This is a genomic window from Oceanospirillum multiglobuliferum (assembly GCF_900167095.1).
Lineage (GTDB): Bacteria > Pseudomonadota > Gammaproteobacteria > Pseudomonadales > Halomonadaceae > Oceanospirillum > Oceanospirillum multiglobuliferum.
In genome coordinates this window covers 230,159-254,648 of sequence record NZ_FUXG01000001.1, presented here as the reverse complement: position 1 = coordinate 254,648, position 24,490 = coordinate 230,159, and the positions used below count along the sequence as shown (strand labels likewise).

24 protein-coding genes are annotated in these 24,490 nt (G+C 43.9%); 10 read left to right on the top strand and 14 right to left on the bottom strand.

What is annotated here, in order from left to right; genetic code table 11:
- Positions 1 to 169: 169 nt before the first annotated feature.
- Positions 170 to 457 (bottom strand): Asp-tRNA(Asn)/Glu-tRNA(Gln) amidotransferase subunit GatC, encoded by a 288-nt coding sequence (gatC, locus tag B5D26_RS01175; RefSeq protein ID WP_078743846.1) that lies wholly within the window; start codon positions 455 to 457, stop codon positions 170 to 172.
- 177 nt (positions 458 to 634) lie between these two features.
- On the opposite strand from gatC, the gene B5D26_RS01170 reads away from it, so the two are divergent.
- The 7 genes from B5D26_RS01170 (at position 635) to tldD (ending at position 11,032) form a co-directional block, all read left to right on the top strand.
- The gene (locus B5D26_RS01170) at positions 635 to 1,675 is read left to right on the top strand and encodes a rod shape-determining protein (RefSeq protein WP_078743895.1); all 1,041 of its coding nucleotides are present in this window, start codon (positions 635 to 637) and stop codon (positions 1,673 to 1,675) included.
- A gap of 140 nt (positions 1,676 to 1,815) precedes the next feature.
- Entirely contained in the window at positions 1,816 to 2,778 is a 963-nt protein-coding gene (mreC, locus tag B5D26_RS01165) for a rod shape-determining protein MreC (protein WP_407668506.1), read from the top strand.
- A complete protein-coding gene (gene mreD, locus B5D26_RS01160) occupies positions 2,778 to 3,248 on the top strand; it encodes a rod shape-determining protein MreD (protein ID WP_234985137.1) in 471 nt (156 codons plus the stop codon). Before mreC ends, mreD begins: the two co-directional genes overlap by 1 nt.
- Positions 3,249 to 3,282: 34 nt before the next feature.
- A complete protein-coding gene (locus B5D26_RS01155) occupies positions 3,283 to 3,873 on the top strand; it encodes a Maf family protein (protein WP_078743843.1) in 591 nt (196 codons plus the stop codon).
- 181 nt (positions 3,874 to 4,054) lie between these two features.
- Entirely contained in the window at positions 4,055 to 5,542 is a 1,488-nt protein-coding gene (gene rng / locus B5D26_RS01150) for a ribonuclease G (protein ID WP_078743842.1), read from the top strand.
- Positions 5,543 to 5,571: 29 nt separating this feature from the next.
- Positions 5,572 to 9,555, top strand: a complete 3,984-nt coding sequence (locus B5D26_RS01145; RefSeq protein WP_078743841.1) for a YhdP family phospholipid transporter — start codon at positions 5,572 to 5,574, stop codon at positions 9,553 to 9,555.
- A 43-nt stretch (positions 9,556 to 9,598) separates the two neighbouring features.
- Positions 9,599 to 11,032 (top strand): metalloprotease TldD, encoded by a 1,434-nt coding sequence (gene tldD / locus B5D26_RS01140; protein WP_078743840.1) that lies wholly within the window; start codon positions 9,599 to 9,601, stop codon positions 11,030 to 11,032.
- A 96-nt stretch (positions 11,033 to 11,128) separates the two neighbouring features.
- Here tldD and yjgA read toward each other — a convergent pair whose 3' ends face one another.
- Positions 11,129 to 11,632, bottom strand: a complete 504-nt coding sequence (gene yjgA / locus B5D26_RS01135; RefSeq protein ID WP_078743839.1) for a ribosome biogenesis factor YjgA — start codon at positions 11,630 to 11,632, stop codon at positions 11,129 to 11,131.
- Between the two features lie 92 nt (positions 11,633 to 11,724).
- On the opposite strand from yjgA, the gene pmbA reads away from it, so the two are divergent.
- Positions 11,725 to 13,071, top strand: coding sequence for a metalloprotease PmbA (gene pmbA / locus B5D26_RS01130; protein WP_078743838.1), 1,347 nt, complete (start codon positions 11,725 to 11,727; stop codon positions 13,069 to 13,071).
- Between the two features lie 93 nt (positions 13,072 to 13,164).
- Here the strand turns inward: pmbA and mgtE are convergent, their stop codons facing one another.
- The 12 genes from mgtE to B5D26_RS01070 form a co-directional block, all read right to left on the bottom strand.
- Complete coding sequence (mgtE, locus tag B5D26_RS01125) at positions 13,165 to 14,520, bottom strand: magnesium transporter (RefSeq protein ID WP_078743837.1); 1,356 nt, start codon at positions 14,518 to 14,520, stop codon at positions 13,165 to 13,167.
- 70 nt (positions 14,521 to 14,590) lie between these two features.
- The gene (locus B5D26_RS01120; protein ID WP_078743836.1) at positions 14,591 to 14,875 is read right to left on the bottom strand and encodes an HPr family phosphocarrier protein; all 285 of its coding nucleotides are present in this window, start codon (positions 14,873 to 14,875) and stop codon (positions 14,591 to 14,593) included.
- Positions 14,875 to 15,741 carry an RNase adapter RapZ gene (rapZ, locus tag B5D26_RS01115; RefSeq protein WP_078743835.1) on the bottom strand — a complete coding sequence of 289 codons (867 nt, stop codon included), beginning with the start codon at positions 15,739 to 15,741 and terminating at the stop codon, positions 14,875 to 14,877. Before rapZ ends, B5D26_RS01120 begins: the two co-directional genes overlap by 1 nt.
- A gap of 47 nt (positions 15,742 to 15,788) precedes the next feature.
- Entirely contained in the window at positions 15,789 to 16,238 is a 450-nt protein-coding gene (ptsN, locus tag B5D26_RS01110) for a PTS IIA-like nitrogen regulatory protein PtsN (protein ID WP_078743834.1), read from the bottom strand.
- Positions 16,239 to 16,273: 35 nt separating this feature from the next.
- Positions 16,274 to 16,582 (bottom strand): ribosome hibernation-promoting factor, HPF/YfiA family, encoded by a 309-nt coding sequence (hpf, locus tag B5D26_RS01105; RefSeq protein ID WP_078743833.1) that lies wholly within the window; start codon positions 16,580 to 16,582, stop codon positions 16,274 to 16,276.
- 84 nt (positions 16,583 to 16,666) lie between these two features.
- Positions 16,667 to 18,193: an RNA polymerase factor sigma-54 gene (locus tag B5D26_RS01100; protein WP_078743832.1), complete on the bottom strand. Its 1,527-nt coding sequence runs from the start codon at positions 18,191 to 18,193 to the stop codon at positions 16,667 to 16,669.
- A 27-nt stretch (positions 18,194 to 18,220) separates the two neighbouring features.
- Positions 18,221 to 18,946, bottom strand: a complete 726-nt coding sequence (gene lptB, locus B5D26_RS01095) for an LPS export ABC transporter ATP-binding protein (RefSeq protein WP_078743831.1) — start codon at positions 18,944 to 18,946, stop codon at positions 18,221 to 18,223.
- Positions 18,943 to 19,542: a lipopolysaccharide transport periplasmic protein LptA gene (lptA, locus tag B5D26_RS01090; RefSeq protein WP_078743830.1), complete on the bottom strand. Its 600-nt coding sequence runs from the start codon at positions 19,540 to 19,542 to the stop codon at positions 18,943 to 18,945. The genes lptB and lptA overlap by 4 nt, the downstream gene beginning before the upstream one ends.
- A complete protein-coding gene (lptC, locus tag B5D26_RS01085; protein WP_078743829.1) occupies positions 19,532 to 20,134 on the bottom strand; it encodes an LPS export ABC transporter periplasmic protein LptC in 603 nt (200 codons plus the stop codon). The genes lptA and lptC overlap by 11 nt, the downstream gene beginning before the upstream one ends.
- 5 nt (positions 20,135 to 20,139) lie before the next feature.
- A complete protein-coding gene (locus tag B5D26_RS01080; RefSeq protein ID WP_078743828.1) occupies positions 20,140 to 20,679 on the bottom strand; it encodes a KdsC family phosphatase in 540 nt (179 codons plus the stop codon).
- Positions 20,680 to 20,691: 12 nt separating this feature from the next.
- A complete protein-coding gene (locus tag B5D26_RS01075) occupies positions 20,692 to 21,657 on the bottom strand; it encodes a KpsF/GutQ family sugar-phosphate isomerase (RefSeq protein WP_078743827.1) in 966 nt (321 codons plus the stop codon).
- A 14-nt stretch (positions 21,658 to 21,671) separates the two neighbouring features.
- Positions 21,672 to 22,619 (bottom strand): calcium/sodium antiporter, encoded by a 948-nt coding sequence (locus B5D26_RS01070; RefSeq protein WP_327196238.1) that lies wholly within the window; start codon positions 22,617 to 22,619, stop codon positions 21,672 to 21,674.
- 228 nt (positions 22,620 to 22,847) lie between these two features.
- On the opposite strand from B5D26_RS01070, the gene B5D26_RS01065 reads away from it, so the two are divergent.
- Together B5D26_RS01065 and mlaE are read left to right on the top strand one after the other, a co-directional pair.
- On the top strand, positions 22,848 to 23,657 hold the full coding sequence (locus tag B5D26_RS01065) for an ATP-binding cassette domain-containing protein (RefSeq protein ID WP_078743826.1): 810 nt from the start codon (positions 22,848 to 22,850) through the stop codon (positions 23,655 to 23,657).
- A 49-nt stretch (positions 23,658 to 23,706) separates the two neighbouring features.
- The gene (mlaE, locus tag B5D26_RS01060) at positions 23,707 to 24,489 is read left to right on the top strand and encodes a lipid asymmetry maintenance ABC transporter permease subunit MlaE (protein WP_078743825.1); all 783 of its coding nucleotides are present in this window, start codon (positions 23,707 to 23,709) and stop codon (positions 24,487 to 24,489) included.
- Position 24,490 lies beyond the last annotated feature (1 nt).

The window sequence follows — 24,490 nt, the reverse complement described above, 5'->3', positions numbered from 1 at the left end:
TAAATCCTTCACTACCAATTTTAAAGACACGCACCTTAAACAAGGTTATGGTGTTGGGCTGTTTTGGTGCAGCCTGTGTCCCGAATCTGTGTATATTGATTGAGTTATCGCAAAATTGCGCACTAGATGTTAAGCATCAGCACGCAATTTTTTGTACATAACCAGATCGTTACTCGATTACTTTAGGCACCAAAAACAACCCTGCTTCGATAGCTGGAGCATTTTTTTGGAAGTGCTCGCGTTGGTTTGTTTCAGTGACTTCATCATGACGCAGACGCTGAGTGGCATCTAGCGGGTGAGCCAGTGGGTCGATATCATCGGTATCTACTGCTTGCATTTGGCTGACCAAGTCTAAAATACTGGTCAAATTGCGAGTGTATTCCGGAATATCTTGTTCTTCGATTTGAAGACGCGCTAAATGAGCGACTTTTTCAACATCGGTTTGATCTAGAGCCATGAAGCTTCCTACCCTGATTGAGCGTTAAAATGCACAATGTGAGTGGTTAATAACAAAATAGGCAGGCAATTTAACATATTTCCACCCGCCTAGCACATTTGTATCTTGCCGTGTGCGGCGGTGGTTGATAGAGTTCCCGCAGCACAGGGTAAATTGATTTTAGGTGAAAAAAATCACATGTTTAAACGACTGAGAGGCTTGTTTTCCAGCGATTTGTCTATCGATTTGGGAACCGCCAACACTTTAATCTACGTTCGTGGTCGCGGCGTAGTTCTAGATGAACCATCGGTGGTGGCCATTCGTCATCATGGAAACCAACGTAGCGTGGCTGCAGTTGGATTAGATGCCAAACGCATGTTAGGCCGTACGCCTGGCAATATCACAGCGATTCGCCCAATGAAAGATGGTGTAATTGCTGATTTTCATGTTACAGAAAAAATGTTACAGCACTTTATTAACAAAGTGCATGAAAATAGCTGGTTAACGCCAAGTCCTCGAGTGTTGGTCTGTGTACCCTGCATGTCCACACAAGTAGAGCGTCGTGCTATTCGTGAATCTGCTATTGGTGCAGGTGCTCGTGAAGTATTCTTGATTGAAGAACCAATGGCAGCTGCCATTGGTGCAGGGTTGCCCGTAGAAGAGGCCAACGGTTCTATGGTGGTAGACATCGGTGGTGGTACCACTGAAATTGCCATTATTTCCTTGAATGGTGTGGTATACGCACAATCTGTGCGTATTGGTGGTGATCGCTTCGATGAGGCTATTGTGGCTTATGTGCGCCGCCACTATGGCAGCTTAATTGGTGAAGCAACCGCTGAACGTATCAAAGAAGAGATTGGCTGTGCTTATCCAGGTAGCGAGTTGAAAGAAATTGACGTGCGTGGCCGAAACTTAGCGGAAGGTATCCCGCGTAGCTTTACCTTGAACTCCAATGAGATTTTAGAGGCTTTACAAGAGCCATTATCTTCAATTGTTCAAGCTGTGAAGAGCGCTTTAGAGCAATCTCCCCCAGAGTTAGCTTCTGATATTGCAGAGCGCGGCTTAGTTCTAACAGGCGGTGGCGCTTTATTGCGAGATATAGACAAGCTGATTGCCGATGAAACAGGCTTACCTGTGATTATTGCAGAAGAGCCTCTAACCTGTGTTGCTCGTGGCGGTGGCCGTGCTTTAGAGATGATCGATCAACATACTTTTGATCTATTATCGACTGAAGGTTAGACGGTAAAGATTGAGTTTATGGCTCGATCAACTTGCAATAAGACCTATATTAAAAATGGCGGTTTGAATACCGCCATTTTTTTGTTTAATCTTTTAAACTATTACGCATTATCATCTCTCAGCGCTCGCCCACCGATCATCTGCGGACATGGCCAGTAAACGATAGGCTTAAGGAGACTACAATTAACCCGCTTTTTGTAAAAGGCCCTTCGGTAGGGCTGCGCTTACTTGTCTGCATACTGTTAGCGCTACTGTTAATCTGGTCTGACTTTCGTTATCAACACATGGACCAAGTGCGCTCCTTCCTGACAGTGGCTGTCACGCCCTTACAATGGGCGGTAGATCTACCTACTCGTCTTTGGTCTTGGGGAGCAACAACTTTTGCCGACCGTAATGATTTGTTAGAAGAAAATGCAATATTAAAAGAACAAACTTTACAGCTTTCTAGCAAAAACCAACGTATGGCTTACTTGATTGCTGAAAATCTACGTTTACGCGAATTACTAAACGGGCAAAAACCTTCTAATGATAATTTTTTATTAGGTGAGGTCATTGGGTTAGATGCCGATGCTTTCACACATTTGCTGTTGCTCAATCGCGGGCGTAATGATGGTGTTTATGAAGGACAGGCGGTTGTCGACTCATTGGGCTTGATGGGGCAAGTGATTTCAGTCAGTGCATTTACCAGTCGGGTATTATTGATTGCAGATACGGCTCATGCTGTACCTGTTTTGGTCAATCGTAATGGTTTTCGTGCTGTTGCAATTGGGTCTGGTGACTTAGATCTCTTACAGTTGACTCATGTGCCTGATACAGCTGATGTCAAAGAAGGAGACCTGCTTGTGACTTCTGGTTTAGGCGGACGCTTTCCAAAAGGCTACCCTGTTGCAGAGGTCAATCAAGTTAAACATGAACCAGGTAAACCTTTTGCCAGAGTTACGGCAAAACCTTTAGCCCAGTTAAATCGCAGTCGTTATGTTCTGATGCTCAACCCAAAATCTTTAGCTGACATTCAGCTAGAAAGCTTGCCAATAGACTCCGGTACTGCTCCAGAACTTGCGGATGAGAAACAGGACAATTTAAAATCAGGAGTGCAACAATAGTGCCCTCTTTAATCATCTCCCTATCGTTTCTTTTCGCATTGCTACTTTCAGCAATGCCACTGCCTGATCGCTTACTTTGGTTCCAGCCAGAATGGGTTTCAATGGTATTAATCTATTGGTGTATAGCCCTACCCAACCGTGTTGGTGTGTTCAGTGGTTTTTTTGTCGGTTTATGTGTTGATCTTTTGGAGGGGGCATTATTAGGTCAAAACGCATTGATTAGCGCAGTATTGGCCGCACTTTCTCTACAACTTTATCAGCGTTTACGTAACTATGGTGCTTGGCAGCAAGCAATGATGGTCGGTGTACTGATTGGCATCAGTCTGATGATTGCACAATGGATCCAGAATTTAACTGGTGTTGCTGCTGATACGATTGCTTTTATGCTGCCAGCCTTAACCAGCACGATTTTATGGCCATGGTTATTCATTGCAATGCGTACAATTCGTCGTCGTTTTCAAATTCGCTAACTTATTATTTTTAGATATTTTTTTGGAGCTTGTCGTGCCTGAAGCTTATGACCTGTGTTTGGCCTCTGCCTCACCACGCCGGCTGGCTTTGCTACAGCAACTAGGCTTACGTTGTCAGCAATACCCAGTGGACTTGGACGAATCTGTTTTAGTGGGCGAGAGTCCTAAAGACTATGTAATACGTTTAGCCGAGGAGAAAGCGACAGCTGGTATGCAGCGCTCAGGCACCACTCTACCGGTATTAGGTTCTGACACTTCTGTCGTTTTAGGTCATAACATTTTAGGCAAACCTGAAAACGAGGCTCATGCCATTGAAATGCTAATGCAGTTATCTGGCCAGTCTCATCAAGTCATGACAGCTGTTGCTGTTTGTCAAAATGACCAGCTACGCTCTGTACTGAGCACTACGGAGGTTAAGTTTCGTACTTTAACAGAGCAAGAGTGCCGCCGTTATTGGCATACAGGAGAGCCTGCCGACAAAGCCGGCAGTTATGCCATTCAAGGCTTAGCGGCCATCTTTGTTGAATCAGTTTCGGGTAGTTACAGCAATGTCGTGGGTCTGCCTTTGTTTGAAACAGCTCAATTATTGGAAAGCTTTAATATTCAGATACTTGAATCTGACTAAGTGGTATTGTTTTAGTACGGCAAATTATTGGGCATTTTTGATCAATTACACTGATTTTAAAGACTCATACAGATGATACCTGTCATCAAGTTTGACATTTACCCATATTATTTTAAATCAAACATCGGGTGCTGGCTGACAGGTTGAAGAATTATCGACTTTATCGCGAGGGGGAAGAGCGATGAGTGAAGAAATTTTAATTAATATCACACCGATGGAAACCCGTGTAGCAGTTGTTGAAAATGGCGTGCTACAGGAAGTCTACATTGAGCGCACAAGAAGACGTGGCATCGTTGGTAATATCTACAAAGGTAAGGTTGTGAGGGTGTTACCAGGCATGCAAGCTGCCTTTGTTGATATAGGCTTAGAAAAGGCCGCCTTCATTCATGCCGCAGATGTTGCACCCGCTACTCGGGGAAGTAACAGTGATGTTGGAAGTATCAGCTCGTTATTACACGAAGGTCAGTCGCTTATTGTTCAAGTAACAAAAGAGCCTATAGGCTCTAAAGGCGCCCGCCTGACCACTCATCTTTCTATTCCTTCACGTTATTTAGTCTATATGCCATATACCCCACATACGGGGGTTTCACAGCGTATTGAAGGTGATCAAGAACGAGACAGATTGCGAAACATCGTTGCTGCCAGCTTAGCCCAAGACGCTGAACAGGAAGGCAGAAGTGCAGAAGAGACCAAAGGTGGCTTTATCATTCGCACTGCGGCAGAAGGTTATGGTGATGAAGAGATCATGGCTGATATCCATTTTCTATTAAGATTATGGAAGTCTGTTGAGCGCCGTTGCAAAGATGTACAACCAAAAACCGTTATTTACGAAGACCTGCCTCTATTTATGCGTACTATGCGTGACTTTGTACGCCCAGAAATTGAGAAAATTCGTATCGACTCTAAAGAGAACTACGTCAAGCTAAAAGAGTTTGTACAAGAGTTTGTACCTGCTTTAGAGTCAAAAATTGAGTATTACCCCGGTGAACGCCCTGTTTTTGATCTTTATGGTGTTGAAGACGAGATTCAAAAAGCTCTTGGCCGGAAAGTGCAGTTAAAGTCTGGTGGCTATTTGGTCGTAGACCAAACTGAGGCGATGACCACTATTGATGTTAATACGGGGGCTTTTGTTGGTCACCGCAATCTAGAAGAAACTATTTTCAAAACCAATCTAGAGGCAGCTACTGCAATTGTGCGCCAGCTACGACTACGTAACTTGGGCGGCATTATTATCATCGACTTTATCGACATGGAAGATCCTGAGCATCAGCGTCAAGTACTGCGCCTATTAGAAAAAAATCTTGAGCGTGATCACGCAAAAACTAAACTGACAGGGGTCACTGAGCTAGGCTTAGTACAAATGACGCGTAAACGAACACGAGAGAGCTTAGAACAGGTCATGTGTGAACCCTGCCCAACTTGCCAAGGACGTGGCACTCAAAAAACACCTGAAACGGTTTGCTACGAAATATTCCGTGAGATATTGCGTGAAGAGCGAGCCTATGGCTCTGATACCTATTTAGTGTTGGCTGCGCAGCCTATTGTGGATCGTTTACTTGATGAAGAGTCTGCTAGTGTTGCTGATCTAGAAATTTTTATTAATAAAACCATTAAGTTTCAGGTTGAAACCTTATATGGGCAAGAGCAGTTTGATGTTGTGTTACTTTAACTGGCACATAGGTTAACGGTTTTTTTACGATGACTTTTTTTCGTAGCCTGTTTAACCATAGTATGATTTGGCTGGTACTACCCATAGTGGTGGTACTGGCTACTTATGTCAGTATTGGCCGTTATTTTTTTCCGTTAGTGGAAAACTACCGAGAGGATCTCATTCGCATGGCGAATGAACGACTGGCCATTGTTTTAGATGTTGGCCAGCTCGGTGGACAATGGAACCGTTTTGACCCCTTCTTGCAATTTGATGGGGTGAAAATTCACTCTCGATATCAAGATAACGAAACTGATTTACCTGCAATTGAAGTTGATTCGTTTTCTTTAGAGCTGGATAGCTTTGCTTCTTTTCGCTACCAGTTCCCCGTTATTCGACAAGCCTCTATTCAAGGTGTAACGCTGCGCTTGCAACAGCAAGAGGATCTGCTGTGGGCGCTAAAAGGCTGGGACAGTAATAGCTTGAAGGGAAAAATTCCCTTACAAGAGGAGGCTGTTAAAGAGACCAAAAAGAGTGATATACCCAGTCATGTTGCAAACAAACAGCTGCGTAAAGATGTTGAACCATTGGCACAGGTTTTAGAGTTCTTACTCGCGCAACAACATTTAAAAATGGAATATGTCTGGCTTGAATTTTACGATCGCTTTGGCCGCCAATATCGTGCGTTTAGCAATCGCATGGAGGTATTTGAATCAGAAGGTAAACAGCGTATTCAGGGCAACTTGCAGCTTGATACAGAATCGGCTCAACAAGTGGCGTTTATTATGGAAGTAAGCGGAGACCCCTTTGATCAGAATAGTGTTGATGTTCAATTATACTTGCAAGCAGACAATCAAGCTTGGACGCCTTGGGTCGAAAAATTTGCACATCTTTTACCAATTAAACTGCAAGAGCTGAATGCAGGAATGGAGCTTTGGAGTCATTGGCAAGGGGGACGCTTAATAAGTTTAAAAGCAGACTTGCTGGCAGATAGTATCCGATTTGCCTCTACAGGCTTTCCTACGATTCGTTTTGAAACACTTAATACTTTATTGTCTTGGGAGCGCCAAAATGATGGCTGGCAGCTGATTGCAGATAGGCTTTCTTTTCAGTTACAGGGGCAGCAGTTTCCACTACAACAGCTATTAGTAGAATATTCTCCAGAGCAGTGGCTGGCTCAAATAGGTGAAATAGACCTACAAGCAGTCGATCAGGTTTTACGCCAATGGCCAGACCTACCCACCGATGGTATTGACGCTTTAGAGCGCTTAAAACCCACAGGCAAACTACAAAACCTAACCTTATCCAGCTCAAGTGAAAAGCCATTATTAGTACAAACTAACTTAAATGATGTGGGAGTATCAGCCTACTACGGTGCACCGACGTTGCAGCATGTAAATGGTTATGTACAGTCAACGGCAAGTTCGGGGTTTATTCAATTTTACTCCGATCAGTTTGCTATGGGATTTCCTCTACTGTACAGCAATGGCTGGAGTTTCAATCGCACTCAAGGGCAAGTGAATTGGGATATTGGTGAGGCTATTAGAGTATATGGTCAAAACCTACAGCTCAATAAAGCAAGTTCAGGTATTTCAGGTGAGTTTGATGTGTTGTTACATCAGCAGCCAGAGAAAGATCTGTTTTATCTCAATGTTGCTGTGACAGATGTGGCGAAAGAGTTTGGACTAAGCTTAATTCCCGACTTGATCGTAGATAGCGCTCTGGTGAATTGGCTAAAAAATGGCATTAAAACAGCTAAAGTTAGCCGAGGTGGATTTATCTATGATGGTAGCTTAGACCTGTCATCTACTAATCCTGAGCGACAAACTTCAACACAGCTGTTATTAGATGTGTATGAGGGGGAGTTACAGTTTTTACCTGATTGGCCCAGTGTTACAGAGGTGAATACAAGGTTATATGTGGACGGCACTGAATTAGATGCTCAAGTTTCACATGCTCATTACTTGGGTAATGAAAATGTGCAAGGGCAGGTGACGTTGACCGAAGATCAGCAAGGCAGCATCGTGGGCTTAAATTTAAGTGGTCCGGTTGTACCTGAATGGGGTTGGCAAGTTTTGACTCAAACACCTTTGGCCAAATTAACCCCTGATTCATTGTTACACTGGCAACTATCAGGGGCGCCATTGAAGCTAGACACTCAGTTAAGCTTTCCTATCGATGGCCGAGACGGTTACGGCCATGTTGAGGTGCAAGCCAAAGACAATCATTTGCTAATACCAGAACTTTCAACACCTATTAAAAAAATTGATGCCGTGGTGCGTTATGATATTCAGCAAGGCTTGAATATTGTAAAGGGAGAGGCGGAGTTTTTAGCCGGTGACACAACTTTTGATGTAGACACTAATATGGATACAGGTGTCGTGAATATTCAAGGTCAAGGTCAAGCCTTAGTAACAGCCATCAGTCAGTGGCAACCTATGGTTTTTTCTCCTTGGCTGTCAGGCACAGCTGAGTATCAGTATCAAGTACAGCTTGATACTATCAGCCATGTACAGGTTAAGAGCGATTTAAAAGGAGTCGTGGTCGACTTGCCAGAGCCTTTTGGCAAATCAGAGGCGCAAATAAAAGACTTCAATTTGGAAATGAACTTTGCCTCTACAGGCAACCATTTTGAGGTGGCCTATACCGACCAATTAACAGCAAAAGGGTTATGGACGACACAAAAGTCAATTCCTTCAGCCCCTAGTTACAGTGTTAATGTATGGGCAGGTGTTTTACCTCAGCAACAACCTATGCCTCAGGCTCCTCTCAACCTTACTCAATTGTTTTTTTCACAACCGCAACTACAGACTGAGCCTTGGGTTGAATTTATAAAGGCAGAGTTTGCTAAACAGGCTTTAACTGACTCTATTACTCGTTCTAACCAGAAAAGTGCTGAGCAAAATAAGCATGGCTCAATTAACTCTGCTGAGGCTGAGCATCAAATTCAGCTGAACTTAAAGAGCGACCGCTTAAGCTATGGTGATTTCGCACTAAACGACTTTTTGCTGAGTAGCTCATTGAAAGATCAAGATCTATCCGCGGCCATTACGAGCCAAGAGCTTCAGGCTAAATTTATGCGTTCCGAACATAACCCTGCTATAGGCATATCAGTGGATAAGCTTGACTATCAAAAACCTTCGGAGACTAAGCCTGAAGAGCAAAAATCTGCTGTAGAAGATTTATCGATACTGAATTCATTGTTTAGCGCAGCTTGGCCAGATTTTGACTTAGAAGTGAAAAAGCTGCGCTTTAATAGTTTTAGCGCTCAAGCCCTAAGTGCCAGCTACCGTGCTCAAGAAGGTTCAAGGCAACTCAAACTACATCAATTACAGCAGGGTAAAGTGACACATTCAGGCACGCTAGACTGGTTGTTACATAAAGTTACAGGAGAGTCTGCGCAAAGTTCATTGATCTACAATATAGCAGGTGGCGATCTTGCTGATATGCAAAAAGCTATCGGCTCTGAAGTAATGATCAGTAGCCAAAAGGCTGCAGTTTCTACCAGGCTACATTGGCAGGGCCTCCCTAGCGAATTCAAGGCAAATAGCCTTTCAGGTAATGCTTCTGTTGAGTTAGAAAAAGGGAAATTTGAACAAGTAAAGTCAGCATCAGCTTTGAAGCTTATTTCTCTATTAAACTTCGAATCATTGATTCGCCGTTTACAGCTAGATTTCTCTGATCTAAAAGGCAGTGGCCTATCTTATAACAAAGTTTCTGGAAAAATTTCTATACTGAATGGGCAGGGGCAATTTGTAGAGCCGTTAAAAGTAGATGGCAGCTCTACAAAGTTTGAAATGAAAGGTAGCCTCAACTTTGTAGATGAAACCTTGGATCAAGAGCTGACGGTGACTTTGCCCGTAGCAGAAACTCTGCCTCTAGCAGCTATTTTGGCTGGGGCCCCGCAAATTGGTGGCACAATTTACTTAGTGCAAAAAGTATTTGGCAATTTATTCGATAAGTTCACGCGTGCTACTTATTCTGTAAAAGGTGGTTGGGACCAGCCAAAAATTGAGTTGAAGCGCGTTTTCTAGCCTAAACCTTTATATCGGCAGGCTACAGATTTTGAGAGTGACTATGATTGAGCGAGTATCACAAGAGCTATTACTACCTGGCGACCTGAGTGTTGATCAACTTGATGGCTTATTAGCAAAGGCGATGGGCGTAGGCATTAACTTCGCAGACCTTTATTTTCAGCAATCTATGAGTGAAAGTTGGGTACTGGAAGAGGGCATTGTTAAAGATGCAGGTTACAGTGCTGACCGAGGTGTGGGGGTCCGCGCTATTTCTGGGGAGAAAACAGGATTTTCATATAGCGGCGATATTTCTGCCCATGCAATAGAGCAAGCGGCTATTGCTGCACGCAGTATTGTGCGCCAAGGACAGCAAAAAGCAGTAGAGATTATAACGCCTGTACGTTGCCAACCGCTATATGCTGCAGAAAATCCCATACTTGCTCTGAATGCTGATGAGAAGCTGGCAATATTGCAAGAGGCAGATGCTATTGCCCGCATGGCTGACAGCCGTGTAAAAGAAGTGACAGCTTCTCTTTCAGCCAATTTCGAACAAATCTTAGTGGTTGCATCAGACGGTACTTTAGCCGCGGATATTCGACCATTGGTTCGCGTCAACGTCAGTGTGATTGCAGAACAAAATGGTCGCCGTGAGCGCGGTAGTGCTGGAGCGGGAGGCCGATATTCGCTGAAAACTTTATTAGATAAAGGATTAGCAGAGTCGGTTGCTAAGGAGGCTGTTCGCCAAGCATTGGTTAACCTTGAGGCAATTGATGCCCCCGCAGGTAATATGCCTGTTGTATTAGGTTCTGGTTGGCCGGGCGTTTTACTGCATGAGGCGGTTGGTCATGGCCTTGAGGGTGACTTTAATCGTAAAGGTAGCTCTGCTTTTGCAGGACGTTTAGGTGAGCAAGTGGCATCGCCACTTTGTACCATTGTTGACGATGGCACCTTACTAGATCGCAGAGGATCTTTATCTGTTGATGACGAAGGCACACCAACACAGTGCACCACGTTAATCGAACAGGGCAAGCTCGTTGGCTATATGCAAGACAAGATGAACGCAAGCTTGATGGGACAGCGCCCAACAGGCAATGGTCGTCGAGAATCATTTGCACATCTACCTATGCCACGTATGACCAACACTTATATGCTAGCAGGTGAGCATGACCCACAAGAATTGATCAAAAGTGTTAAGAAAGGTATTTATGCAGTTAACTTTGGCGGTGGACAGGTTGATATCACGTCTGGCAAGTTTGTATTCTCAGCCAGTGAAGCCTACTTAATCGAAGATGGTAAAGTGACAGCACCTATTAAAGGTGCAACCCTGATCGGCAATGGTCCTGAAACCATGCAAAAAGTGTCTATGGTCGGTAATGATCTGCGCTTGGATGATGGTGTAGGGGTTTGTGGTAAAGATGGGCAGAGTGTGCCTGTAGGAGTAGGTCAGCCTTCTCTCAAAATTGATGAGTTGACCGTAGGTGGCACAGGGCAGTGATCATTGCTTTGCACATAAATACTAAAACTTTGCAGCTGAAGTTGGCGATAGTAGCCACTCAACTGCAAAGTGCTTTATCACTCTGTGATGATAGAGTTAAAGACCATAGAGTGTGCGCAATTCTCGAAAAATCTTTCTGGCCGCTGCGGGTGGTTTTCCTTGAGACTGTTCTTTCTGAGCCTGACGAATCAATTGGCGAAAAGATTGACGATCAGCTTCTGGTTTTTCATTCATCAATAGATTCAGCGCATCATCACCCTGAGCGACCAAACGATCACGCCAATGCTCTAATTGGTGAAACTGTTTGTTGTATTCATCGCTGCTACTATCAAATAGTGCAAGCTTGGCTGAAATGGCTTCAATATCTTCATGGCGCATTAGTTTGCCAATATATTGCAGGTGCCGACGCTGTGCTTCATGAGCGCGAATACGACGAGACTCAGCAATGGCAGCCAACATATCATCTGTTAAAACAATCTGCTTCAGCTGATCAGCATTTAGCTCCAACAGCTTTTTACCCAGAACTTGTAGGGCATGCATTTCCCTTTTTATCTGGCTCTTGCTGGGGGCTTCGTACTCATCAAACGTATCTTCAGTCATGTCATTCACTTGTTCAGTTATCAAATGACATAAGTCTAACACAGTTCATTGACATGGCCGACTGAGCAATCATAAAGAATTAAGGGGGACCTATGTCCGTACAATACAGCGAACAGATTCAACTATGGCAGCAAAAACTGCCAGCTTGTGCCAATCAGCTTATTGAGCAAGCTAAGCAGCGTGGCGCCACCAGCGTAGAGGTCTCTTTGGGTGGTAGCAGTGGCTTATCAGTAAACGCCCGTTTAGGTGAGGTGGAGACAGTAGAATTTAACCAAGACCAAAGCCTGTCCTTAACGCTTTACAAGGGGCAACGCAAAGGCCATGTTTCCATTACAGACTTGACGGAGTCAGCGCTTAGCAACGCGGTTGATGTAGCATTGGCTTTTGCGCAACATACTGCCGAAGACCCATTTTCAGGCTTAGCGGAAGCTGAGCTTATGGCAAAGAACTGGCAAGATCCTGAGCTTTATTTCCCAGCTAACGTATCAGTTGATCAGTTAGTCGAACAAGCTTTAGCTTGTGAAACCGCAGGCCGAGCAGATCCTTTAATCACTAATTCTGATGGTGCAAGTGCCTACAGCGGAGAGCGTGTTTTTCTCTATGCTAACAGTCATGGCTTTTCAGGCATGATTGCCAGCACCAACTATTCTGCAAGTTGCGTGTTGATTGCAGGTCAGGGTGATGGCATGCAACGTGACTATTGGTATGACTCGGGGCGTCAGTGGCTCGCATTAGCGGATCCTCAGTCTATTGGTCAAAAAGCGGCAGAGCGAACCATTGCTCGTTTGAACCCTAAAAAGCTCAGTACAACAAAAGCGCCTGTATTGTTTAGCCCAGAAGTGTCATCAGGTTTAATTGGTCATCTAATGGGGGCTATTAGTGGCGGCAGTCTTTACCGCAATGCGTCATTTTTGAAAGATCGCTTAGGTGAGAAGTTATTTCCTGATTTTGTCTCTGTTTATGAGCAGCCTAATATCAAAGGCGGTATGGGCAGCTCCCCTTTCGACCAAGAAGGCGTGGCCACTAGGGACAATATTTTTGTGCAAAATGGCATATTAGCAAGCTACATGTTAGGTAGTTACTCGGCACGTAAGTTAGGTTTAAGTACTACTGCTAATTCTGGTGGCGCACGCAACTTACGTGTGACTTCAACAGGAGAAGATGCCGATCAAATGCTAGCAAAGCTAGGTACAGGGCTTTTAGTGACAGAGCTAATGGGACAAGGCTTAAATATGGTGACAGGTGATTACTCTCGTGGGGCGGCTGGATTTTGGGTCGAAAATGGTGTGATTCAGTATCCGGTACATGAGATAACCATCGCAGGTAATCTTAATCAGATGTATCAACAGATTGTGGCGATTGGCACCGATATCGACACGCGTGGCAATACCCACGTAGGCTCTGTTCTGATCGGAGAGATGATGATAGCAGGGGCTTAGGTAGCCTAGTGTTCAAAAATTAGTTTAGAAACAAAAGCCGTGTCAGTGTATTCGCTAACACGGCTTTCGGTTGCTTAAGATTGTTGCTTAGGATTAAAGATAGAAAACAGTCGCTAAACCTAAAAAGGCCATAAATCCTATTACATCAGTAACAGTAGTTAGTAGCACACCACCAGCTAAGGCGGGATCAATTTTCATCCATTTCAAAAACAAAGGTAATGATGCACCTGCAACTACTGCAACAATAAGGTTGATGATAATTGCTGTGCCAATAATAAAACCGAGCATCATATCATCAAACCAAAACATAGCAACTCCAGCAACGACTGCTGCCCAAATCGCACCATTAATTAGCCCTACAATAAACTCGCGATTAATTAGCCAGCCTGTGTTACCAGAATTAATATGCCCTAGCGCCATACCTCGAATAACAACCGTAAGCGTCTGACTACCTGCAATCCCCCCCATGCTGGCTACAATGGGCATCAATACAGCAAGCGCGACTACTTTCTCGATAGTGGCATCAAATATCCCAATGACAGCTGAAGCCAAAAGAGCGGTAAGCAGATTAATACCCAACCAAACTGCTCGGCGCTTGGCAGTTAATAAAACAGGTGAAAAAGTATCTTCATCCTCATCCAGACCTGCCATGCTCATTAATGAGTGTTCAGCATCTTCTCGAATAACATCAACCACATCATCGATGGTTACACGCCCCAACAATGCACCGTTCTCATCAATAACGGGGGCTGAAATTAAGTCATACTTTTCAAATAGATTCGCTACTTCACTGTCAGGCATATCAGCTGAAATCACGATGGCATCGGTGTTCATGACCTCTCGAACAGTAATGTTCGGATCGGATACTAATAAGCGTGTTAGAGGCAGCATGCCGATAAAGTGATCTTTACGACTGACCACAATCAATGAGTCGGTAGAGTCTGGTATAGACTGGTGGCGGCGTAGATAGCGAATCACAACGTCTAGAGTAATATCTGGACGAATTGTGATGGTATCGGTGTTCATCAAGCCGCCAGCGGTGTCCTCAGGGTATGATAGAACAGCCTCAACGCGGTGGCGGTCTTGGGTATCCATTGATACCAAGACTTCTTTAATAATGGTATCGGGCAGCTGCTGTAATAAGTCAGCAATATCATCCGTATCTAAGCCTTCGGTTGCTGCCAAAAACTCTTCAGGATTCATTCGGTTCAGGTAGATCGCCTGAATATCATCGGTGAGATATTGCAGTACATCACCACGAAACTCAGCTTCAATCATACTCCAAAGCAAGTCACGTTCTTTTGGTGGTGACGATTCCAATAGATGTGCAACATCCTGTGCAGGTAAGCCGCGGTTGATCATGCGTCGAACTTGTGCAAATGCACCCGATTCCATCGCTTCGTTCAGACGTTCAATCATAGGTGTTACTTCATAGTTATCGCTGGCCATAGCTATCACATCTACGTTATTGGGTGATGTATCCTTTGATAATAACTGGATTTTTTGACAATTGGCAGATTTAGCTGTGCTCGTTAAAGCCGTTATCAAAAAGCTTAATGATTTGTGCTTTGGCGGCTAGTTCATGGGCTTCACACTCTGCCATAACTTCGATGACAAATTCAGTATCTTTGGGTGAAGACATTAGCATTAGCGCCATCATGTTGCGGCAGTCGGCCTTACGGCCTGAGGCGGGATGGCGCAAAGTCACTGTGGCTTCAAGTTTTGATACTAACTGCAAAAGCTGTGAAGCAGGTCTTAGATGAAATCCCTTGCTGTTGGTGACCATCACCGTAAAATCAAGCATCAGTGATGCTCCTTAACAGCCTGTGAAAGATCGCGATGCCTGACCAAAGTTTGAGGGTATTGATGTTGAAAGCGCTTAGACAGCTCTTCAGCAACAAAGACTGAACGATGCTGCCCTCCCGTACAACCAATGCCGACCGTGATATAACTACGGCTACTGGCAATAATGCTTGGCAGCCACTTGTCTAAGAACCCAGAAATATCTGAGATCATTGCCCTAACACTGAAGTCTTGATTGAGAAAATCAATAACAGGTTGGTCTTGTCCTGTAAAACCTCTTAAGTGTGTTTCCCAATAGGGATTCGGTAGACAACGGACATCAAAAATATAATCGCAGTCTTTTGGCGCACCCCGTTTAAAGCCGAAAGATTGGAACTGTAATGCGACTGTACGAGGGCTGGTGCTGCTGATCTGCTGAGCGATAATATCGCGCAGGTCGTAAATACTTAAGCTGCTGGTATCTATACGTAGGTCGGCTTGCTCAGCAATTGTTTCCAGTAGTTGGGCTTCTGCTTCAATTGCTTCCGCTAATGAGATTTTCTCTGATGATAGAGGGTGCTTTCGGCGAGTAGCGTTAAAGCGCTCAATCAGAGTTGCTTCATCGGAATCTAAGTAAATAATACTGGCCGCAACCCCATTAGCACGCAACGCATTCAAATGGGGTTGAATCCCCATTGGATCTGTAGCGATATTTCTAGCATCAATGCTAGCAGCAATACGTTGATTGCTGCTCGGTAGGTGTGAGGGTAGTGCACTGAGTAGCCCAATAGGGAGATTATCAATCGCAAAATAGCCTAGGTCTTCCAACACATGTAAGGCGATGCTTTTGCCAGAGCCAGACCGACCACTGATAATCACAAGCTTCATTGGGTTACCCCCCTTTAATCATAAAACTGCAAAAGTTATATCTTAGATTAGTCTGTAACCCAAAGTTGATACAGTTCTTGTGCGTTAGGTGCCTCTCTTAATAGACGACAAAACTCAGGATTAGAGAACTTTTCAGCAAGCGTTGACAGTAAGTTAAGATGTTGATCATTAGCCTCTTCAGGTACTAATAACACAAAGAGAAGATCAACAGGCTTACCATCAATTGCATCAAAATCGATTTTATCTTTTAGACGAATAAATGTACCTATGCTTTCTGTACAGTTTTTCACCCGACAGTGAGGTATTGCAATACCTTCGCCAACCCCTGTACTTCCCAGTCGTTCACGCGCAATTAAGTTGTCAAAAACTTCAATGCTATCTAGGGTCGATATCTGTTGGGAAATATATTTGCCGAAGAATTCGAGGAGTCTTTTTTTACTACCCCCAGGAACCCCGTCAAGGGTTCTTAGGGGAGTCAGAACGGAATTGAGTAACATGGATAAGATTATAGGCTCAGTGAGCAACAGGCATATTAACGAACGACATTGCCATGATTGCGAGCTTGAGCTTTTTCCTTATGTTTAATCAGTTGACGGTCAATTTTATCAATCAGTAGATCGATTGAGGCGTACATATCTTCTGCTTCTGCAGTGGCGTGTAAATCTGCGCCAACTACATGTAGAGTGGATTCTGCAATCTGACGTTCTTTTTCTATTTTCAGAGTAACTTGTGCGTTAGTAATGTTATCTGCGTGACGTTCCAAGCGAGAGAATTTCTCGGAAACATAGTCACGAAGTGCATCAGTTAACTCAAGTTGTTGACCGGTAATATTCAATTGCATAACGAGCTCCTTATTATTTCGCGGTCTGCAATTTGATTGTATCGCTTTTGTGGTATTTGCAAACCTTTTTTTTGTAAAGCAATTCTAAATCAGCCTCTTACGTTCGTTCGAGGGTGGAATATTCATGGCTTCACGGTACTTTGCTACGGTACGGCGAGCCACCTCTATACCTTGCTCTGCTAGCATATTCGCAAGTTTGCTGTCGCTAAAAGGTTTTCTGGGTGGCTCATCGGTTATCAGTTTTTTTATCAATGCTCTAATTGCGGTTGAAGATGCTTCCCCACCTGAGCTTGTGCTCACATGACTGGAGAAAAAGTACTTCAATTCAAAAATACCTCGTGGTGTATGGATATACTTCTGTGTTGTAACACGGGATATTGTTGACTCGTGCATACCAATGGCGTCAGCAATATCGTGCAGCACCATGGGTTTCATACCTTCTTCACCTATTTCTAGAAAAGCCTGTTGGCGCTTGACTATCTCTAAACCTACTTTTAATAGAGTTTCATTGCGGCTGTGAAGGCTTTTTAAGAACCATCGTGCCTCTTGCAGCTGATTTTTCATAAAGGTGTTATCAGGGCTGCTATCTGCACGTTTGATCAATCCAGAGTATGTATTATGAATACGAATTTTTGGGGCAATATCTGGGTTAAGATCAACCTTCCAGTGATCATGTTCTTTAGTCACAAAAAGGTCCGGCGTAATATATTCAGCATGTTCCGTTGAGATCGACGCGCCAGGCTTAGGATTCAGGCTATGGATTAAGCCGATAATCTCTTGTAGCTCATTTTCTTTAATCCGTAGTTTACGCATTAACTGAGCAAAATCTCGACTGCCTAGTAACTCTAAATAGAAAGTGATCAGCTTTCGGGTTTTTTCTAATAAAAAAGGTGTAGTATCAATCGTTTGTAACTGAATAAGTAAGCAATCTTGTAGGTTTTTGGCACCACAGCCAATAGGATCTAAATGCTGGACAAAACCTAAAACAGCTTTAACCTCATCAAACTCTAGCTCAAACTCAGTATTTTGAAACTCTGGCCGAGTTTGTAAGCCCTGCCAGATCTCTTCAATGTCTGAGTTCAGATAGCCGTCTGGATCAATGCTGTCAATGATACTCTCTGCAATCAATACATCTTGCGGAGACAGGCTGGATAAATTGATTTGCCATAGCAGATGATCTTGTAGTGTCTCTGTTACTGTACCACGCTCAAATACACTGTTGTCATCATCACCTGAGCCAGAGGAAGAGGTATAAAGGCTTTCTTGATAAATATCATCCCAGCCACCATCAACGGGCAAATCTTCAGGAATAGAATCCTGCCAGCTATCCTCCGCAGTTGCCGTATAACTTTCATGCTCAACTTCAGCATCTGAGTGCTCGGCGTTACTGGCAAGACTTTCAGATTTAGTTTGAAATTCAAGCTCTTTATCATCGCTGCTTGGAGATGATTCGAATTCATCCTCAAGCTCTAACATAGGATTAGACTCGAGAGCCTCTTGAATCTCTTGTTGTAGATCCAACGTTGAAAGCTGCAATAGGCGTATCGCCTGCTGCAACTGAGGTGTCATGGTTAAACTTTGACCAATTTTAAGCTGTAATGCCGGCTTCATAGGTTACGGCTTATTCCCGATAAGTGGTTATAACTTAAATTCATGCCCTAGATAGACTTCTCTAACTTGTTGATTATTCATCACATCTAGAGCATCGCCTTCAGCAATAATTTGTCCTTCACTGACAATATAGGCTTTTTCACAAATATCCAAGGTTTCCCGCACATTATGATCAGTAATTAGCACACCAATATTATGCGCCTTAAGCTGACGAATAATAGATTTGATTTCATTTACTGAAATAGGATCTACGCCTGCAAAGGGTTCGTCTAGCAAAACAAAGGCTGGTTCAGTAGCTAAGGCACGCGCAATTTCTACGCGCCGACGCTCGCCACCAGATAAACTCATGCCTAAACTTTTGCGAATATGTGTGATACTAAACTCATTTAAAAGACGCTCAAGATGCTCTTTTTGTTGTGCCTTACTGAGTTCTTTTCGAGTTTCAAGAATACCTAGAATATTTTGTTCAACGGTAAGTTTCCGAAAAATGGAGGCTTCTTGAGGTAAATAACCTAGACCGCGCTGCGCCCTGCCATGCATGGGAAGTGCTGTAATATCTTCATCATTAATTTTGACATAGCCTGCATCAGAGCGTATCAACCCAACAATCATATAAAATGAGGTGGTTTTTCCTGCTCCATTAGGGCCTAGTAAGCCTACAACCTGCCCTTGATTAACTTCAAGGCTGATATCTTTAACCACTTGTCGTTTTTTGTAGGCTTTTGCGAGATGAGCCGCTTTTAGGGTTTTCATTGCCCCTTATCCTGCGCATTAGTCTGTGTTTTTGGGTATAAAATAATTTTTACCTGAGGCCCTTTTACTGCCGCTTCTGAATCATCACTTTCTTCAGCACCCCATGCTTTAATATGACGGGTTTGTAAATGATAGCGAATCTTATCCCCTGCAAACTGATCTTGGCCATTTTCTAAACGAGCATTCTTTTGCAAAAGCATCTCTTGTTCCGCAGAAAGATACTCAATTTTTTGTGCATAGGCATGAACCAGTGGCTCATCTGGTTTAGGTTGCTGCTGCATATGTACAAGGATGGACTTTGCGGTTGCAACAACCTTATCGACCTCTTTTTGATCATTTTGATAGATAGTTATCTGATCTGCTGAAACTTTTAGGCTGCCCTGCTCCATTTTTACGTTGCCAGTGTAAACTGCAATGCCAGTCTCAGGATTGAATTCTGCCTGCTGAGCCTCTATCTGAATCGGTTGCTGGCGATCGCTTTCCAGTGCCAAGCTGATACGACTAAAACTTATTAGAAAAAAGACACAGGTAGCAACAATCACCAGTAATAATTGTTGATCTGTACTAATGCTCTGCTTTACCCGTTTACTGTGCATAGGTTCCTCGAACTTGATCTAACAATTTGATTTGATTGGTTTTTAGATTGGCTTCAAGGCCTATGGCATGAGTATTGCCAAAGTTTGACTCTAGTTCAACTGGGTCTTTGGTATGAGCGTACTCATCTTTTAAATTAATGCTCATTGATTCTGTTTTTAGTTTGAAATCGTTGCTAGGTGTCGCGCTCTCAGCTGCAAGCGTCTCAGTCTTCCAAATCATCACATTATCTGTAAGTAAAAAATGGTCGCCGTCACCTTCAAGGCGACCTTTGTCCCCTTTAGCCTGCCATAGTGGAGAGCCCTGCGCATTAAAGGTAATGATTAAAGGCTGCTCCATTAAAGTGTTTTCGCTTTCAGGGTAGTGAACCAATCGGTCAGATTGTAATGTCCGGCTCAAGTTACCCTCTGTGTTAAACTCCTTATAGAAGCTTTTGACAGTGTAATAGTCAGGCTCTAAGTGTTGGTCTGGAAGATCTGAAAACAGGTCGACAGGCTGTGGTCTTTGGTTATCTAAAAACTGAATAACTATGGCTAAGATACTCAGCCCTATAAGGCTGACAGCACGTTTTTTCAGGCGTTTACCAAATAGCATTGAGCTTAAAACCCGAGCAAATAATGATCAATTGCATCTTGTAGAGTGCCTTGAGCTTTCATAATGAGATCGCTGATTTCTCGTACTGCCCCTTGCCCGCCCTGCACGCTACAGCAATAGTCAGCATAGCCTCTTATATACTCTGGGGCATTTGGTACTGTTATCCCTAGACCTGCATTTCTAATCGCAGCCAAGTCAGGTAAATCATCTCCACAATAGGCTATTTGAGACCAGTCTAATTTTTTGGTTTCTTGGATCTCTTTCAGCGCTACTAGCTTATCTTCCCTACCTTGCATAACCGTTTTGATAGCTAGCGCCTGTGCACGTTGGGCAACCATTTGTGAACGTCGTCCAGTGACAATTGCAACTTCAACTCCGCTGGCCTGTAGCATTTTAATACCGTGGCCATCGAGACTATTGAATACTTTGCTCTCGCTGCCATCCGCATGGAAGTACAAACTGCCATCAGTGAGCACACCATCAACATCTAATACCAATAAGCGGATAGCACGTGCCTTGGTGAGTACAGCTTCAAGATTACTCATAAGTACCTCTGATTAAATCACTCCTGCCCGCAGGAGATCATGCATATTAAGTGCGCCGATAACGGTCTTCTTAGTATCAGTTACCAATAGTGCATTCACTTTTTTCTGCTGCATTATTTCAACTGCTTCCGCAGCCAGCATGTTAGCTGTAACTGTGACAGGATGAGCTGTCATCACTTCGTCCACAATTACTTTATGAATATCCAGACCCTGATCTAAGGTTCGGCGTAAATCACCGTCTGTGTATATACCTTGTAGCTGGCCAATACTATTTACCACTCCAGCCATACCTAAACCTTTACGAGTGATTTCCAATAATACAGCCTGCAAAGCAGTACCTATTTGCACCAAAGGTAAACGTTCACCTACATGCATCACATCGCTCACTTTTAAAAGTAGCCGACGGCCTAGGCTGCCCCCTGGATGCGAAAAGGCAAAGTCTTCAGCGCTAAAACCTTTCGCTTCTAGCAGAGCAATTGCAAGGGCATCACCCAGTACCAAGGCTGCAGTTGTACTTGAAGTGGGCGCTAGGTCTAGAGGGCAGGCCTCTTGCTGAATATCAATAAATAGGTGCGCATCAGATAGCTTGGCCAATGTTGATTCTTTGGCGCCTGTTAAGCTGATCAGCGGAATGCCAAGGCGCTTTAACAGCGGTACTAATGTTGTGACTTCACTAGTTTCACCAGAGTTAGATAGCGCAATAACGACATCACCCCGAGTGATCATACCTAGATCACCATGGCTAGCTTCTCCTGGGTGTACAAAAAAAGCAGGTGTGCCTGTTGATGCTAAGGTTGCCGCAATTTTATTACCGATATGCCCTGATTTCCCCATACCAGTTACTACGACACGACCTTGGCAGTTTAGTATTAGATTGCAAGCCTGTACAAAGTGTTCATCAAGATGCTGTGCTTGATGTGCAACTGCTTCAGCCTCTAAACGAATGGTACGGTGAGCCGATGCAAGATATGCGTGCATAATTCAGATCCAGATTAAGCTAAAGTCGAAGCGTACAGTGCATACATATAAGCAGCATAAACAGCAACAAAGATACCGCCTTCCAAACGGTTTAACTTGGCTTTTTTGCGCATGATAACAATGAGCGCAGCAACCAGGAATGTGATACCAGCCATAACAAGGTAGTCTCGTTCCATCACGCCCGCATCAAGTACCGTCGCTGCAAAGAAACCTGGCACAGGCAATACTGCCAGCAAGTTAAAGATGTTAGAACCTACTACGTTACCAAGCGCAATTTCATGGTGGTTTTTTAGCGCACTTGCCACACTGGCCGCTAGCTCAGGTAAGCTTGTGCCAATAGCAACGATTGTTAAACCAATAACTAGGTCGCTAACACCAAAGTATTGAGCGATATTCACTGCACCCCATACCAGAATACGCGAGCTGGCAATCAACAATACCAAACCAACAATTAACCAGAACAGCGCTTGCTTCTGAGATAGATCAGGGATTTCATCATCACTTTGAGCCGCACCCTCATCACCTTTAAAGAGTAAAAACAGTGTGCCGACTAGACAAGCCAATAAAATTGATGAGTCCAGAAATGTTAACTCACCATCAAACATTAAAACGCCAGCAAGTACCGTTACACCCAATAAGAGTGGAATCTCTTTTTTCATCAGTTTCATATTTATTGGCAGAGGTGCAATCAATGCAGTGATGCCTAGCACCAGACCAATATTGGCTATGTTAGAGCCAAGGGCGTTACCAATCGCAATACCAGGGTTTCCACTCATGGCAGAGATAGTAGACACTAGAATTTCAGGCGCTGAAGTACCAATAGAGACAATGGTCATACCTATAAGCAGTGGTGACATGCCCATATTTTTGGCGGTTGCAGCGGCACCACCAATAAAGCGATCTGCGCTCCAGACTAGTAAAGCAAGACCAATAATTAAAGCAATTACAGAGTAAAGAATCATGATGCTCAATATTTAAGTGATGGGTAGAAGGTTGAGTCGGCTGGCAATTATGGAACAGCTGTCAGTGCCGACAAGTTTAACCGTAGCGAGACGCTAACGGAATAGTTGAGGCTTTTTTATCAATACCTCTGTTTAGATTAACAACAGAAGATGTATTTTTGTTGGCACTGGGGTAAAGTGACCGCCTGAATTTTATCGAGTTTATACACACATAAGGTTCCGACTTTAATGACATCTGGTAACGACAGTTTTGTTGAAATTACCGATCTGGTTTTTAAGCGTGAACAAAGGGCTATTTTTTCAGGTTTAAGCCTTAAAATTCCTCGCGGCAAAATCACCGCTGTAATGGGCCCTAGCGGCACAGGCAAAACAACCCTTCTTCGCTTGATTGGTGGACAGCTAAAACCCCACTCTGGTTCCATTGTGGTTGATGGTATTGAGGTGCCTAGCCTTGCACGAAAGCCTCTGTTTGAGCTGCGAACCCGCATGGGTATGTTGTTTCAAAGTGGTGCTTTATTTTCAGAGCTGAATGTTTTTGAAAATGTGGCTTTTCCTCTCAGGGTTCATACCGCGCTGCCTGAGGATATGATTAGAGACTTGGTGCTAATCAAGCTAGAGTCTGTTGGCTTGCGCGGTGCTCGTAATTTAATGCCATCAGAGCTTTCTGGCGGCATGGGGCGTCGTGTGGCATTGGCTCGGGCTATAGCCTTAGATCCTGAGCTGATGATGTATGATGAACCTTTTGTTGGGCAAGATCCTATTACATTAGGGGTTTTGGTAAAGCTTATTCGTCAGTTAAACGATGCGCTGAATATGACAACCGTGTTGGTATCTCATGATATTGATGAGAGCTTAAGCATTGCTGACCACGTTTGTGTTATTTCAGGTGGCAAAGTGGTGGCAGAAGGATCTCCAGAGGAGATTATTCGCAGCGAAAAGCTAGAAGTGAAACAGTTTATTCAAGGATTGCCCGATGGCCCAGTGGCATTTCGCTTTCCAGCAGATGATTTTGCAAAAGATATAATGACCAAGCTTTAGTAAAGCTTTAAAGATAAGTTGCAGGTTGGCTTTAGGGGTAATGTGATTCATGCTGGATTTATTACAGCAAATCGGTGCTCGAATTCTGGCTCTCATTGCAGGATTGGGACGTTCAGCGCAGCTACTACTGTCGGCGCTACTCGGCGCAAGCTATGTACTAAAAAATTTCAGGCTGCTAATAAAGCAGATCTACGTTACTGGTGTACTTTCGATTGCGATCATCAGTGTCTCAGGTTTATTTATTGGCATGGTGCTGGGCTTGCAAGGCTATTCAATACTTGTAGATTTTGGTGCTGAAGATGCACTAGGACAAATGGTTGCCTTAACACTTCTACGCGAACTAAGCCCTGTAGTGGCAGCTCTACTATTTGCTGGGCGTGCAGGTTCTGCATTGACAGCAGAGATTGGCTTGATGAAAGCAACAGAACAGCTCAGCAGTATGGAGATGATTGGCGTTGATCCGGTTAAGCGAATCATCGCCCCACGTTTGTATGCTGGAATCATCTCGTTACCGCTACTTTGCATTTTGTTCAGCGTAGTTGGCGTTTGGGGTGGTATGTTAGTTGGGGTTGAATGGCTTGGGGTATTTGACGGCTCCTATTGGGGCAATATGCAAGCTTCAGTTAGCTTCTTTCACGATGTCATGAACGGCGTCATTAAAAGTATAGTATTCGCCATTGTTGTGACTTGGATCGCAGTTTTTCAAGGCTATGATCTTGAACCCACTTCTGAAGGTATTAGTCGCGCGACCACTAAAACGGTTGTTTATGGCTCTTTAGCGATATTAGGTTTGGATTTTGTATTGACTGCATTGATGTTTGGGGATTTTTAAT

Excerpts from the sequence above, each read along its gene's own strand:
- gatC (WP_078743846.1), bottom strand. The coding sequence starts at position 457 with ATGGCTCTAGATCAAACCGATGTTGAAAAAGTCGCTCATTTAGCGCGT.
- B5D26_RS01170 (WP_078743895.1), top strand. The coding sequence starts at position 635 with ATGTTTAAACGACTGAGAGGCTTGTTTTCCAGCGATTTGTCTATCGAT.
- rng (WP_078743842.1), top strand. The coding sequence starts at position 4,055 with ATGAGTGAAGAAATTTTAATTAATATCACACCGATGGAAACCCGTGTA.
- B5D26_RS01145 (WP_078743841.1), top strand. The coding sequence starts at position 5,572 with ATGACTTTTTTTCGTAGCCTGTTTAACCATAGTATGATTTGGCTGGTA.
- tldD (WP_078743840.1), top strand. The coding sequence starts at position 9,599 with ATGATTGAGCGAGTATCACAAGAGCTATTACTACCTGGCGACCTGAGT.
- yjgA (WP_078743839.1), bottom strand. The coding sequence starts at position 11,632 with ATGACTGAAGATACGTTTGATGAGTACGAAGCCCCCAGCAAGAGCCAG.
- pmbA (WP_078743838.1), top strand. The coding sequence starts at position 11,725 with ATGTCCGTACAATACAGCGAACAGATTCAACTATGGCAGCAAAAACTG.
- mgtE (WP_078743837.1), bottom strand. The coding sequence starts at position 14,520 with ATGGCCAGCGATAACTATGAAGTAACACCTATGATTGAACGTCTGAAC.
- B5D26_RS01120 (WP_078743836.1), bottom strand. The coding sequence starts at position 14,875 with ATGCTTGATTTTACGGTGATGGTCACCAACAGCAAGGGATTTCATCTA.
- rapZ (WP_078743835.1), bottom strand. The coding sequence starts at position 15,741 with ATGAAGCTTGTGATTATCAGTGGTCGGTCTGGCTCTGGCAAAAGCATC.
- ptsN (WP_078743834.1), bottom strand. The coding sequence starts at position 16,238 with ATGTTACTCAATTCCGTTCTGACTCCCCTAAGAACCCTTGACGGGGTT.
- hpf (WP_078743833.1), bottom strand. The coding sequence starts at position 16,582 with ATGCAATTGAATATTACCGGTCAACAACTTGAGTTAACTGATGCACTT.
- B5D26_RS01100 (WP_078743832.1), bottom strand. The coding sequence starts at position 18,193 with ATGAAGCCGGCATTACAGCTTAAAATTGGTCAAAGTTTAACCATGACA.
- lptB (WP_078743831.1), bottom strand. The coding sequence starts at position 18,946 with ATGAAAACCCTAAAAGCGGCTCATCTCGCAAAAGCCTACAAAAAACGA.
- lptA (WP_078743830.1), bottom strand. The coding sequence starts at position 19,542 with ATGCACAGTAAACGGGTAAAGCAGAGCATTAGTACAGATCAACAATTA.
- lptC (WP_078743829.1), bottom strand. The coding sequence starts at position 20,134 with ATGCTATTTGGTAAACGCCTGAAAAAACGTGCTGTCAGCCTTATAGGG.
- B5D26_RS01080 (WP_078743828.1), bottom strand. The coding sequence starts at position 20,679 with ATGAGTAATCTTGAAGCTGTACTCACCAAGGCACGTGCTATCCGCTTA.
- B5D26_RS01075 (WP_078743827.1), bottom strand. The coding sequence starts at position 21,657 with ATGCACGCATATCTTGCATCGGCTCACCGTACCATTCGTTTAGAGGCT.
- B5D26_RS01070 (WP_327196238.1), bottom strand. The coding sequence starts at position 22,619 with ATGATTCTTTACTCTGTAATTGCTTTAATTATTGGTCTTGCTTTACTA.
- B5D26_RS01065 (WP_078743826.1), top strand. The coding sequence starts at position 22,848 with ATGACATCTGGTAACGACAGTTTTGTTGAAATTACCGATCTGGTTTTT.
- mlaE (WP_078743825.1), top strand. The coding sequence starts at position 23,707 with ATGCTGGATTTATTACAGCAAATCGGTGCTCGAATTCTGGCTCTCATT.